Source organism: Actinosynnema sp. ALI-1.44, assembly GCF_001984155.1.
Lineage (GTDB): Bacteria > Actinomycetota > Actinomycetes > Mycobacteriales > Pseudonocardiaceae > Kibdelosporangium.
Window position 1 is genome coordinate 1,215,523 of the sequence record NZ_MTQO01000054.1, and the last position, 11,901, is coordinate 1,227,423.

The window sequence follows — 11,901 nt, forward strand, 5'->3', positions numbered from 1 at the left end:
TCGGTGTGCGGTAGCGGGTGCCGGACGTGCGAGGCGGGTCCACTCGAGGCGGCTAGCCGCCCAGGGTGGTTAAGCCGAAGGCGCAGCCGGGCTGGTGGATCGACTCATCGCGGGCCTCGTCGGCGATCGGGCTGTCGCCGTCGGGGTCGAGGTACTCGCCGAGGTCGCCCAACGTGGCGACGCGGGTGACGGGGACCTCGTTCTCGCAGTCGGGGCAGCGGTCGAGGAGCAGCCATCCGTCACCGGGGGTGGTGACGTCCGGGATGAACCGCCACGCGCGCCCGGTCGCCGCGTCGGTGACGGTGATCAGGTCACCAGGAACCGGCCCGGTGCGGGTGCGGTACTCGCGGTGTGGGTCGTCGGTGACGAGCACGCTGTCCACACCGACCTGCAGGGTGGTGGCGATGGTGCGGGCGACACGGGCGCGGCGTGCCCACCGGTTCCACTGATCGGGGTCGTCGTGGCGGCGGTGGAACCCGTCGGGGTCGGCGGCGCGGTGAGCGCGTGTGGCGTGCACGGCACGCTCGGCCAGCCCGGTGCGTCCGGGCGCGGTGGTAGTCATCACGACCACCCCAGGGCGTTGGCGGCGAGCGCGGGCAGGTACCCGACTTGTTTGCCCGCGCCGAGCCACACCACGGGCGGGTCGGTGCGTGTGGGGCCTTCGTACTCGGCGTCGTCCGGGGTGCACGCGACCCGCGCGAGGAGGTTCTCCAGCGGGTAGCCGGGTTGCGTGGCGAGCCGTACCGGGGTGGTCGGGTCGTACTGGCCGAGGGCGGCGATCAGTTCGCCCACGGTCGCGATGTCGGTGTCGGTCATGGGTAGTCATCTCCGGGGTCAGGTCGGCGGCGGAATGGCGCGCCGATGGTGTGGACGGGTCGCGGGTCGCGGGTTGTGGGTGTCAGTGGGTGGCGCGCAGGGCGGCGGTGGCGGCGCGGCCAATGGCCTGCGCGGTGGTGGTGGGGTCGGTCATCACGTGCACGGTCGCCCCGGTCATCGGTTTGCGCCCTGGGACGTCCGGGGCGATCCACAACACGGCGCATCCGGTGGCGCGCAACCGGTCGAGGAGTCGCTGCCCGTTCTGGCGGGGTCCGTCGCGGAATTGGCCGTCGGACACGATGACCAGCAACCGGGCGGCACCGGGGCGCGACAGTCCGAGCGCGCCGTCGAGGGCGTCGATCGCGGTGTCGATGGCTTCCCAGTTGTCGCGGGTGGCGAAGTCGGTCACGGCGGCGGGGGCCCTGCCCGGGTGGGTGATCGGGCGGACGTGGTGCCCGAAGATCACGGTGGCGGTGTCGGCGGGTACCGGGCTCTGGGCGGCGGCGTTGGCCAGGATCCACGCGGTCGAGGCGACCGGTTTCGCGAAGCTGCCCATGGACCCGGACACGTCGCACGCGATGCCCAGCCGTAGTGGCGGGGTCGGAACCGTGGTGCGGGTGGTGCGGGTGAACGGTTCGGCGGTCGGCATCGCCCCGACGGCGAGTTGCGCCTCGCGTGCCAGCGCACCACGCATCCGAAGGCGTCCGGGAGGGATCGGCGAGGTTGTCTTGGTGGCCACCCGGTCACGGACCCCGGCGGTGGTCAGCGCGCGCCCGAGCACTCGCGCGGCGGTGCGTTCGCCCGTGGTCGGCGGGCGGGTGTCGATCGTTTCGGTGCGCCCATCGCGGGGACCACCGACCGTGAACACGGTGCGGGCGGCGTCGACGGCCTTCTTCGCGGCGGCGTCGGCGGCGGCCTTCTTGCGGGCGGCGATCTCGGCGGGGTCCTCGGGCAGCTTTGCCCGCGCTACCGCGCGCGTCACCTTGCCCAGTGCCTTGCTGATCGCGTCCGCCAGCGGCGATGGGGTGCCGGACGGGTCGGCGAGGTGCGGCGGGGTGGTGTCGGGGTCAGGTCCGATGATCTCGCACCACTGGCGGCCGAGTTCGATCATGGCGGCGGTGTCGTCGTCGGCGGTGCGGAATGCCTTGCGCCACACCGCCCGCAGCTTCCCGAGTTTCTCCGCGCCGAGCACGTCTTCCACGGCGCGCGCGACGGGGGCGGTTTCGGCGCGGGTGAGGATGCCGCCGTCGGTGCGTCCCAGAAACAGGGCGGCGGTGTGGGCGGCGTCGCGCGGGGTCATTTTCGGGGCGAACGCGGGGTCGTCGAGTTTCATGCCGCCCGTGACGATGGTCTTCACGCACGCGCGCAACCAGTGGCGGTCGTCGGGGCGGCGGCGGATCTGTGCCCGTTCGATCCGGGGCTCTTCCAGCAGCAGCGCGGCGTCCACCGCGCCGGGGTCGGCGTCGTGGGGCACGGCGGTCAGCCACCGGGTGTGTTTGCTGTGCGCGCACTCGTGGGTCAGCGCGCCCCACGTTGGGGCGTAGCGTTTCCGGTCGCTGATCCGGTGCGGTGTGGCGGTAACGGGGTCGACCGGGTGCAGGTGCGTACCGTCGACTTCGATCATGGCGGAGGCGGGCAGGAAACACGCCGGGGCACCCTGTTCGGCACCGGGCGCGATGGTGACCAGTAGGTCATCGCGGTCGGCGATCGCGGGGACTTCGGCGGTCAGCGCGGCGGACAGCGCGTCCCATCCGGGGGCGGCGGGGAACACGACCGACGCGGTGGCGGCGGGGTCGGCGATCATGTGCGCGGTCATCGCGGTGTGTCCTTTCCGGACGGTTCGGGCGGGTGGTGGTTGGTCAGATACGGGCACCGAGTGCCAGCGGGGCAACGGTTTTACCGAAGGCGGTCTTGACGGCGGTGGCCACGATGTCGCGATCCTCTTCCGGGGCGGCGCCGATCAGGTTCCCGGCGGCGGCGTCAGTCCCCAACACGTCGGCGATCTTCTGGAATGCCAGCAGTTCGCGCAGTTGTGGTGCCCACCGGATCTCGCCGCCTGCCTGCCGGGTGGACAGGTTGCGCGCCAACGGACACGGCGCGGGTGTCGATCTTGAGTTGCGTGGCGAGGTCGTAGTCGGTGGACACCTGGATCTGCACGGAAAACCGCGACGCCAACGCATCCGACAACACCGCGCCGTGCACGCCGGGGTTGTGTCCGGCCACGACGTAGAACCCGGGGGCGGCGTCGATGACCTCGCCGCCGTTAGCTTTGATCATGATTTGGCGGCGGCCGTCCATCGCGGGGTAGACCACGGCGAGCACGGTCGGCGGGATGAGCGTGGCGTCGTCGATGAACAGGGTCCGGCCTTCGCGCATCGCGCGGACCAGCGGACCGTGCACGAACACGAATTTGCCGTCCGGGGTCTGGGTGTACTCGCCCACGATGTCGGCGACCGTGGTGTCCCCGTCGCCCTGAACCGTGACCAGGTCACCGAAAGCAGCCTCGACGACCGAGGTCTTCCCGGTTCCAGGTGGCCCGTACATCAGGGCGGCGACCCCAGCGTCGCGCAACTTGCGCAGCGCGGTCACGTCCGGCAGTCCGGACAGCTTGCGCGGGTGGTAGAGCTGCCCGTTGGGGCGCGTCACCGGACCGGTCACGGCCGCAGTCGTCGGGGCGGCGGGCATAGTCGTCGCGGGCGGCGGTGTCGGGCGGGGTGCGCGGTGGCGGCGGGGTGTGCCGGACGGGACCGCCACGGGCGCGGCGGCGGCGTCAGCGGTGGTCGAGGTCGACCGATAGCGGACCGGTTTGGTCGAGGTTTGTTCGGCGTAGCCCCCGGCGGACAGCGCGGCCAGCGCGTTGCCGATCGCGCCCGATGACTTCCCGCCGAGCGCGGCGGCGATGTTGCGCGGGGTCAGTTCGGTGCCCGCCTGATCGGTGAGGACCTGCGCCACCTGTCGGCGCAGTTCGCCGTTAGGCAACCGCCCGCCCGCCGGGGCGGTGGTCGTCGTGCCGGATGCCGCCGGGGCGGTCCTCGGCGTGGCTGACGTGGTCATCGCGGGTGGGTCCTTTCGATCTAGTGCGGGCGGCGGAAAACGGCTGGCGGGCTTGGGGCTAGTCGCCGAGGTAGTCGGTGACGCCGTCGTTGTAGGCGGCGGTGTAGTAGGTGGCGACGGTTACGAATCGCGGTGGGATGTCCGGCTCGGCGTGAGGGTCGCCACCGTAGGCGTCCACGAAGGCGGCATGGGTCCAGCCGTCGTCATACCCGATGTTGGTGGCTGTGTTCTGCAACGTCCGCAGATAGTCGGCGGCATTGGTCGCGGTCACGGTGGGCTCCTTTCGGCGGACATAGCTCGCGCCGGGTGTGTATTCGGTGTGGTTTCCGCTTCCCCCGGTGGTAATTCAATTATGACTCTGCCGCGTGCCGTGCGCAATAGAAATATCCGACCATTTGCAAGACTCTTTTTCGCGGGCATTGCAGGAAAATGGAAAGCTGTCCGTACGGTCACAATTCCGGCCGCCGTCGCGTCGATTTTCGCAGGTCAGCGATCTGCTTGTGGGCCGGTCACTGCGGACGGGAATGGTGAGGCAAGGGGCAAACAATGACATTGAGGGAGGACGGGAAACGGAATAAAACAATAAGGACGGTGAGTAGGTGCGGAGGTGAAAAGTCGCCCAAAGGTGAGCACGGGTCACTAGTGACAGCACTGGGCACCCAGTCCGCCCCCGATGTGTCTACCGGCTTGTGGACAAGCGAGTCTGGGATACCAGCGGATCCCCCTGCGGCATCGCTGACCAGCATTTCCGCAGGCCGCAGGGGGTGGTCCTCTAACCTGATCCCCCGTATGAACCCCATCATGATCCCCCGTGTGAACCCCCTAACGGAAGCCACTGTGCGTGCAGACGATCTCCGTATTGACTACTCGGTGTGACATTGGGTCATAGTTCGCCTCAAGTAGGAATACGGTGGGCTGGTTCCACCGTTCGGCGTAACGTGGAGAGCTTCATCGCTACGAGACGAGGAGGCCGGGACCGGCTCTGCGGTCGCGCTGAGCAGGCACGACCGTTCAGGTGACAGCCGCAGGGGGAGGGTCGCCGAACGAGGGGACGACAGGCGCGGCGCGAGGGCCGGGTCAGTGCACACGGGGAGGCGCTATGAAAGTGGGGGACGAGAGGTTCCTTCGGGCTTTGTACGACCTGAAGTACCTTTTCGGGGACAAGTGGGCACCGGCCATCCTGGTCGCGCTCTCGGGTGGCCCCATGCGGCGAAAAGAGATTCTTTCCACTATCAGCTCGTATTCCATTGGTGAAGAATGGTCGGACAAACACGCCGTCCTGCACGATAGCATTCTGGCCCGCACATTGAAAAAGATGACCGAAGAAGGTCTTTTGACACGCATCCGGTGCACAAAGACTTTCCCGGTCACGGTTACTTACGAGCTGAAGCCGGAAGTCCTGGAGTTCTTGACGCTGACCGAGACGCTGGTCGCTTGGGCCGACGTGCACCCAGACCTCATCGCGCAAGCTCAGGCGTACAGCCGCCGGAATGGCAACGAGATAGGAACACTGACCGGAATTGCCGAGCTGGACGACATCGCTCTCACCGACGACGAGGACGACGAATAGGCCCCGCCCACAGGCACGGACTCGGTCCGGACTGACATCGCCAGGCCCGAGCCATCGGGGCACCACCGACTCAGCTGGCCGCGCTGCGGTCACGTTCGCCTTGGGGGGATGAACTCGCGGGGCCGTCCGGATCGTCCTCGCGGCGTTGCCCCAGCCGGGCTGCCAGCCCACGAGCCTGCGGGGTCGGTGCCGCGTCGACCTCGGCGAGCCTGGTGGTCAGCAAGGTCAACGTCCGCGGGATGGCGTCGAGCTGCCCGAGCCGCTCCTGCAGCCGCATGATGTCGCGGTAGAGCAACTCGTTGTGCGGGTCGAACGCCCGCGCGACCTCCAGCAGATCCAACGTCTGCTGCGGATCGGACTCGACCAGGGCACGAGCCAGCGCCGCGACGGCGTCGATCGCGTCACGGCGGATCGCCTCGCGAGCGGGCTCGATCCACTCGTTCGACATGCCGTCCGCCAGCGGGCCGCCGTAGCTGTTGACCACGTCCCTGTACGCCTCGACACGGGCCTGGTCGGTCGAGGCTGAGCGACGGGCCGCGACGGCGTGCGCGAAGCGCCAGTAGTCGCTGCGGACGTGCGCAGGATCGAGCTGGTAGCGGCCGGTGCTGGCCGAGACGACGTCGGTGACCGCGCCGTCGGTGGCGGCGGCCAGCGCGTGGCGCAGCCGGGACAGCGTGGTGTGCAGGGCGTTGGTTGGCCGGGCCGGCGGGTCGTGGCCCCACAAGGCCGAGACGAGCGTCTCGCGGGTCGCGCCGTCAGGATGCAGGGCGAGCAGGACCAGCAGTTCCATGGTTCTGGGCTGCAACGTCCCGGTGATCTCCCGCTCGCCGCCGGGGCCACCGGGTTCGGGATGCCAGTGCACGCGCAGGCCACCGAGCACGTCGACCGTGAGCAACCCGGCGGTCGTGTCCAGCTCACCGCTGGCGGTGAGGTCCGCCGGTGTCGCGGCCTTGGTGGACTCACCGGTCGGCAGCTGTTCGTCGACCTGGCCGGTGTCGCGGTGCTCAGTCTCCTCCTCGTCGGCCGAGCGTGACGGGGCTGGCGGCGGGCTGCTGGCGGCTGGTGGGCGCAGCCGGACACCGGGCGGTTGAACCTGGGCGGGACCGAGGATCTCCAGCTCGCTGTCCAGCGGCCTCGCTGGCGTGGCCGCGGCCGTGACCTCCAGCTCGACCTCGCCCGAGTTCGAGGTGCCGGGCTCGAGCGGGTCGTCCTCGCCTGGCGCCGTGGGGTCGTTGCCGGCGGGGTGTGCCGCCACGATGCGAGGGCGCGGCACGGGCGGCGTGAGGACGTGGTCGTCGACGGCCGGTGGTTTCGGTTCGGCTTGGTGCAGCAGCGCCAGCAGCTCGGCGGTGTCGTCGTCGCCGAGGTGGAACATCCGGGTTCCACGCAGGGCCTCTCCCAGACCGGGGCCAGTGGCCGAGACCACGCCGTCGTCACGGACGTAGCAGGTGACGCCCGGTTGCCACTGCCCCAGCAACAGACCGGTGACGCCGAACGGCGCACCGTTGTCCAGGATCGCCTGCAGCCGCTGGGGGTGTGCTGGTGGCCGTGTCACCAGCATCAGCGGCGGCCACGTCCCCGGTTCGGCGTCAGGCTCGCGGCTGGCCGAGGCACGCACCAGGGTCTCGGCCTCCACCGCGTCCAACGCGTCCTCCAGCGTGGCGACGACCCGCACCGTCGAGGGCAGCTGCTCATGGAGTGCCCCGCGTCCCAGCGCCGAGACCAGGTCGTCGGCCGGGACGATGACAACCGCCCCGGCCGACGTCGCCTGGTGGCCTTGCGCGGCAGCGAGTGCCGCGACCAGCAGAGCGCGGGCCGCGGCGGGTGCGCCGGCGCCGACCAGCCCGAGACCGCGGGCGGTCGCGAGGTCCAGTGCTACCTCGCGACCGTCGCGGACACCCAGACCTGGCGCGACGATGGGGGGTCGGCCGGCGCCGGGCTGGGGTGCGCCCACCACGAGGGGCGGCGCGGGCGGGACGCGCTGCGGACGGTGCTGTTCCTCGTCGTCCGGGTAGTCCTCGTCGAGGTCGATCTCGTCGTCGGCCTCGGAGCGCAGGTGTGCCAGCCGCAGCTGGTAGACCACCGGTGCGACGGGCAGGTCGTCGCGATCACCGCTGCCCGGCCGGTATCGGCTGTTGTGGCGGCGGCGGGCCACGAGCAGCGCCGCGCTGATCGCGGCTGCCAGCCCGAGACCGACGAACAGCTCTGCTCCCCAGCGGACGCCGGGGTCACCCGTCGCCGGAGGGGTGTTCGTCCCGGTCGCGGCTGGCGGTGCCTGCTGGGTCGAGGGGGCCGGTGGCGCTGGTGTGGACGGTTGGATGCTTGTTGGTGGCGCGGAGGTGGTCGGCGGTGGGGTCGGCGGGGCGGGAGACGTCTGGTCTGGGTCGGCTTGTTGGTGCGGCGGCGCTGCTGGCGTGCTCGCGTCGCGTGGCAGGGCCAGTTCCTCGCCGGGGAAGATCAGGCTGGGCTGGGTGAAGGTCCGTCCGTTCGGTTGGGGCTTTCCCTTGTTGAGTTCGAAGATCTCCGGCCAGCGGGCGCCGTCGCCGAGGGTGCGTTCGGCGATGCGCCACAGTGAGTCGTGGACTCCGTTCTGCGGGGCCAGCACGACCACCGACTCCGGGTGCGCCGGAGCGGACACGCCTCCTACGCCGGTGGTGTTGGTCGCGAAGGCCGCGTTGCGGACCACCGCTTCGCCGCCGGGCACTAGCTGCTGCCAGGTCGGGGCGGTCGCCACGACCTGCGACCCGGTACCCAACGCGGTCGACAGCGAGGCAGCTGGGGCAGGTGTGGGCCGGTTGCCCAGCACCGCCAGCAGGACCGCGCCGACCAGCACGCCCGCCAGCGCGTGGATGGGCCCGGCCGCCGAGAACTCCGGCAGCCGGGCCGCGTCGAACCCGCTGCGGGCCAGGTCCACTGTGCAGCGCAGGACGTCGATGGTGAACGCGGCCCACGTGATCCAGCACAAGCACGCGAGGAAGTCCAGGAGGAACGTGGTCGTCATCGGACCGAGCAGCACGCCCTGCACCTCGGCCCACGTTGGGACGTGGCTGGGCAGCGGCCAGCCGACGTAGTGCCACAGCGCCCAGGGCAAGCCCGCCACGAGCGCGAGCAACACCGCGGCGGCGACCAGACCTCGCAGCAGCCGGCCGACCAGCAGGAGTGCGCTGGCCAGCCCCCACCACATGCGACGGCCCCGGCCCGGTGGCCGTGCCCGCCCCCGGCGGTGCGAAGTGGAGGTCACAGTTGGCTCGTTTCCCTGGTAGTGAAGGACATTTCGGTTCGATGCTCACCGCTCCACAAGGCATCGGTTGCGTGTCGGCGCGCACTGGGGTTGTCACGTCACTCCGGCCGTGACGCGTTCGGGCGTGGCCACGGTGTCGGTGCGAGGTACGGCGGTCTCGGGCGTCGCGGACGCCTGGCCGTTTGTCGGCGCCTTCACCGTTGACGGTCGTCGGGTTGTGGTGCTCGGCGCGGTCACGGAGGGCTTCTTCTTTTTGTTGGTGCGGCTCGGTTTGTGGGCCGTGAGCCATCCCGTCAAGTCGGCCGCTGGAATGTTGGTGAACCGTGCCAGTTCGTCGATGTCCAGCACGTCGCTCGCGTCAGCGAGTACTTCGCCGAGCTGTCGTTCGACCTCGTCGAGTTGCGTGGCGAGCTCGGCTCGGGTTGTGGCGAGTTCGCCGACCTGCTTTGCCGCGGCAGATCGCTTCAGGCGTCGAGCCGTGTCATCTGCCTCGATGCGGCGATCGATCTCCTCAGACGTAGCGATGTCGGTCGTAGCCATCCTGATCTCCTCGAATGTTGACGTGCCGGTGCGCGCGTGGGGCTGCGGTTATGGGTCGATCGTCACCACGCCACGCTGGGGATGAGCGCTGCCGGTGCCGTGGACGGTGAGGCTGGAGATTCCGACCAGGCCCAGCAGTTGCGTGTTCTGGGAGGCGGTGATGGTGACCGTGACGGTGTCACCGGAGACGGTCACGGTTCCGGAGGCGCCGACGGTGGCGAGATAGCTTTGCGCGTCGGCGACCGCTTGGACCGGCACCAGTTGCAGGGTGCCGGTGCTGCGGTACGCCGAGAGGTCGATGGCCTGGGCGCCGGCGCGGGCGGCGGCTTCGGCCTGCCCGTTGGCCTTGACCTTGGCCGACAAGGCCAAGCCGCCGTCCAGGGTCAGCCCGGCCAGCGTGAGGATCCCGAGGGTGAGCGCCACGACGAATGCGGTCACCCGTCCTTCGTCGGCCCGCCACCAGCTGCGCCGCTTGGTTCGCCACCAGTGGACTCGCCGTGTCCACCAGGTCGGCCGCGCATCCTGCCTCCGGCTGGTCATGTGCTGCCCCCGGAGGCGGTTCCTGAGGCCGAGCGCCAGGTGTCGATCGGTTCGACGGCGGTGGCGGACAAACGTTTCTCGCCCGGCACACCGAGGATCAGCGCGTCGCCGAAGTCGACCGTGCACGAGACCGTCACGCTGACCGTCCCACCTGGCCGCATTCCGCCGGTGGCGGCGTCCACAGTCAGCGACACGCATGTCACACCAGCCGAGGACAACGCGCTGGTGGCGGTGGACCGCGCCACGGCGGTCGCGGTGGCCGAGGTGCGTTCGATACTCGCTGCGCGGGCCGCCTGGTGCGCGGCGTCCTCGATCCGCAGTCGAGCATCCACGCCGCGGTGGATCACCACACCGACGAACACGAGCAGCATGACCAGAAAGGGCGCCGCTATGGTGACTTCCGCCGCCACGGAGCCTCGGTCGGCGCGCCACCAGGCCACCCACCAGCCCCAGCGCGGGTGATCGCGTCCCAGCAGGCGTTCTGGACTACCGGACGGGTACGTGGCGGGTGTCCGGGTGGCGGGCGGGTTCGTGGTCGTCATGCCGTCCGATCACCCACCGCTGGCCAGATCGGGAACGAATCGTTCGATCGGGCCGGACGCCTCGGCGTGTACCGGCAAGGTGAGGAACGGGACCATCGACGTCGCGGTCCCCGAGATCCGGATCGACGCCGAGTTCGCGGACCGATCGGCACCGACGCTGGCACCGGTCAGCGGGCCGCGTGCGAGTTGATCGAGCATTTGCTGCGCGCTGGCGCTGCCCGCGGCGGCGGTGCCTTTCTGGGCTCGCGCGGCGGAGAGTCCCTGGGACGCGGCGGCCTGCGCGATGTGCGTGGCGTGCGACCACAGGGCGAACTGCACGATCGCCAGCAGCATCAGCAGAAGCAGCGGTGTCGCGACCACCAGCTCCGCGCTGACCGCGCCTTGCTCGCCACGCAGCAGTCGTCGGACACGGCCCGGCAATTCAGCCCGTGCGCGACGACCCTTGTTCGTCGGTGACTCCACGTTGATAGGCATGGGTGCCTCTACAGCTTGATCCCGCCGGCCTTCGTGGTGACCGCCGCTGCGATCAGCGCGATCGCGGCCAACGCCAGGACGACCAGCAACGCGGTCACCAACACGGTCTCGGTGGAGTAGCCAGCCTCCGGGTTGCGCCGCAGCGGCTCGAAACGAGCCCGCAGCATCGCCCACAATGTTTCGACGTAGTCACGCATACCTTCTCCTCGTAGGGTCGGACGCTTCTTTCACAGTCCATTGAGGACTTGCGTAAGCGCGGGATAGGCGATGAAAGCCAAGAAGCCCAAGAACAACGCCATCACCGGCAACGACATGCGCTCGGTCGCGGCGTGGGCATCACCTTCGGCGTCGGTGATCTGGTGCGTGCGCAGTGCCCCGGCTTTCGCCGCGAGCGAGGTGCGGACCTTCGCGCCTTCGGTGCCGGCCAGGCTGACCGAGGCGGCGAGTTCGGACAATTCGGTGACGTCGAGTTCCTCGCCGAGCTGGCGCAGCGTCGCCCACGGCGTGGTCCGGGTCAGCCGAGCGGTGTCCAGGGCTCGGCGGATCTGCTCGAACGCCCAGCCCCTCCCGATGCTCACGGAGTCGTTCAACGCGCTGTCGACTCCCGCGCCACCGGCGAGGGTAATCCACACCAGGTCGAGGTAGGCCGACAGCGCGTGGCGGAACCCGGTGCGCAACTTCGCGGCGTCCGACTTCGCTTGCAGGTCGGGCAGGACGAATCCGGCTGCGGCCAACACGAGTCCGGCGATGATCGGGAACTCGATACCCAGCGACAGCCCGGCCAAGGTGAGCAGCAGTTGCAGCAGGACCGGCGCGAGCAGCCCGGCAATCGCCAGAGTTGCCTTTTCCGCCAGATGGGTCGCAACCGGGCGGCCGATGACCGCCAGATCACGGGCTAGGCGCTCGCCGGGCAGCCCGAGCGCACGCAGGGGCGCGATGAACGGGCGACCGAGCTTGGCCGCCCAACCGGTGTCCTCAGTGGCCAGGATCGGTGTCGGCGCTGGCGCCGCGGTGCTGCGTGCCAGGACCGCGCCGAGGGCGGGACGGGGTGGGAAGGCCCACACCGCCAGTGCCCACAGACCGACGCCGAGCCCGGCTCCCAAAATGAGTGCGGTGATCACCGA

Annotated in this window: 14 protein-coding genes; 1 reads left to right on the plus strand and 13 read right to left on the minus strand. The window is 70.0% G+C overall.

Annotated features, from left to right (window positions below):
- Positions 1–52: 52 nt before the first annotated feature.
- The 6 genes from ALI144C_RS52420 to ALI144C_RS52440 form a co-directional block, all read right to left on the minus strand.
- A complete protein-coding gene (locus ALI144C_RS52420) occupies positions 53–562 on the minus strand; it encodes a hypothetical protein (protein ID WP_083754126.1) in 510 nt (169 codons plus the stop codon).
- Positions 562–816 (minus strand): hypothetical protein, encoded by a 255-nt coding sequence (locus ALI144C_RS52425; RefSeq protein WP_076994710.1) that lies wholly within the window; start codon positions 814–816, stop codon positions 562–564. The genes ALI144C_RS52420 and ALI144C_RS52425 overlap by 1 nt, the downstream gene beginning before the upstream one ends.
- An 82-nt stretch (positions 817–898) precedes the next feature.
- Positions 899–2,632: a VWA domain-containing protein gene (locus tag ALI144C_RS52430; protein WP_076994711.1), complete on the minus strand. Its 1,734-nt coding sequence runs from the start codon at positions 2,630–2,632 to the stop codon at positions 899–901.
- 43 nt (positions 2,633–2,675) lie between these two features.
- Positions 2,676–2,810, minus strand: a complete 135-nt coding sequence (locus ALI144C_RS59300; protein WP_441297618.1) for a hypothetical protein — start codon at positions 2,808–2,810, stop codon at positions 2,676–2,678.
- On the minus strand, positions 2,797–3,870 hold the full coding sequence (locus ALI144C_RS52435; protein ID WP_441297619.1) for an AAA family ATPase: 1,074 nt from the start codon (positions 3,868–3,870) through the stop codon (positions 2,797–2,799). Before ALI144C_RS52435 ends, ALI144C_RS59300 begins: the two co-directional genes overlap by 14 nt.
- Before the next feature lie 58 nt (positions 3,871–3,928).
- Entirely contained in the window at positions 3,929–4,141 is a 213-nt protein-coding gene (locus tag ALI144C_RS52440) for a hypothetical protein (RefSeq protein ID WP_076994712.1), read from the minus strand.
- A gap of 828 nt (positions 4,142–4,969) precedes the next feature.
- On the opposite strand from ALI144C_RS52440, the gene ALI144C_RS52445 reads away from it, so the two are divergent.
- Positions 4,970–5,440 carry a winged helix-turn-helix transcriptional regulator gene (locus tag ALI144C_RS52445; RefSeq protein WP_076994713.1) on the plus strand — a complete coding sequence of 157 codons (471 nt, stop codon included), beginning with the start codon at positions 4,970–4,972 and terminating at the stop codon, positions 5,438–5,440.
- A 70-nt stretch (positions 5,441–5,510) separates the two neighbouring features.
- Here ALI144C_RS52445 and ALI144C_RS52450 read toward each other — a convergent pair whose 3' ends face one another.
- The 7 genes from ALI144C_RS52450 to ALI144C_RS52480 all read right to left on the minus strand — a co-directional run bounded on the left by ALI144C_RS52450 (position 5,511) and on the right by ALI144C_RS52480 (position 11,898).
- Positions 5,511–8,681, minus strand: a complete 3,171-nt coding sequence (locus ALI144C_RS52450) for a BTAD domain-containing putative transcriptional regulator (RefSeq protein ID WP_076994714.1) — start codon at positions 8,679–8,681, stop codon at positions 5,511–5,513.
- Between the two features lie 93 nt (positions 8,682–8,774).
- Entirely contained in the window at positions 8,775–9,221 is a 447-nt protein-coding gene (locus tag ALI144C_RS52455) for a hypothetical protein (protein ID WP_076994715.1), read from the minus strand.
- A 48-nt stretch (positions 9,222–9,269) separates the two neighbouring features.
- Complete coding sequence (locus ALI144C_RS52460) at positions 9,270–9,659, minus strand: pilus assembly protein TadG-related protein (RefSeq protein WP_076994934.1); 390 nt, start codon at positions 9,657–9,659, stop codon at positions 9,270–9,272.
- Between the two features lie 98 nt (positions 9,660–9,757).
- Positions 9,758–10,303 carry a TadE/TadG family type IV pilus assembly protein gene (locus ALI144C_RS52465; RefSeq protein ID WP_083754127.1) on the minus strand — a complete coding sequence of 182 codons (546 nt, stop codon included), beginning with the start codon at positions 10,301–10,303 and terminating at the stop codon, positions 9,758–9,760.
- 9 nt (positions 10,304–10,312) lie between these two features.
- The gene (locus ALI144C_RS52470; RefSeq protein WP_083754128.1) at positions 10,313–10,777 is read right to left on the minus strand and encodes a TadE/TadG family type IV pilus assembly protein; all 465 of its coding nucleotides are present in this window, start codon (positions 10,775–10,777) and stop codon (positions 10,313–10,315) included.
- An 8-nt stretch (positions 10,778–10,785) separates the two neighbouring features.
- Positions 10,786–10,974 carry a hypothetical protein gene (locus ALI144C_RS52475; RefSeq protein ID WP_076994717.1) on the minus strand — a complete coding sequence of 63 codons (189 nt, stop codon included), beginning with the start codon at positions 10,972–10,974 and terminating at the stop codon, positions 10,786–10,788.
- Between the two features lie 30 nt (positions 10,975–11,004).
- A complete protein-coding gene (locus ALI144C_RS52480; protein ID WP_076994936.1) occupies positions 11,005–11,898 on the minus strand; it encodes a type II secretion system F family protein in 894 nt (297 codons plus the stop codon).
- Between the last annotated feature and the right edge of the window lie 3 nt (positions 11,899–11,901).

Bases quoted from the DNA above. Each gene is read 5' to 3' on its own strand.
- ALI144C_RS52475 (WP_076994717.1), bottom strand. From the start codon at position 10,974: ATGCGTGACTACGTCGAAACATTGTGGGCGATGCTGCGGGCTCGTTTC.
- ALI144C_RS52435 (WP_441297619.1), bottom strand. From the start codon at position 3,870: ATGACCACGTCAGCCACGCCGAGGACCGCCCCGGCGGCATCCGGCACG.
- ALI144C_RS52425 (WP_076994710.1), bottom strand. From the start codon at position 816: ATGACCGACACCGACATCGCGACCGTGGGCGAACTGATCGCCGCCCTC.
- ALI144C_RS52430 (WP_076994711.1), bottom strand. From the start codon at position 2,632: ATGACCGCGCACATGATCGCCGACCCCGCCGCCACCGCGTCGGTCGTG.
- ALI144C_RS52465 (WP_083754127.1), bottom strand. From the start codon at position 10,303: ATGACGACCACGAACCCGCCCGCCACCCGGACACCCGCCACGTACCCG.
- ALI144C_RS52420 (WP_083754126.1), bottom strand. From the start codon at position 562: ATGACTACCACCGCGCCCGGACGCACCGGGCTGGCCGAGCGTGCCGTG.
- ALI144C_RS52455 (WP_076994715.1), bottom strand. From the start codon at position 9,221: ATGGCTACGACCGACATCGCTACGTCTGAGGAGATCGATCGCCGCATC.
- ALI144C_RS52445 (WP_076994713.1), top strand. From the start codon at position 4,970: ATGAAAGTGGGGGACGAGAGGTTCCTTCGGGCTTTGTACGACCTGAAG.
- ALI144C_RS52470 (WP_083754128.1), bottom strand. From the start codon at position 10,777: ATGCCTATCAACGTGGAGTCACCGACGAACAAGGGTCGTCGCGCACGG.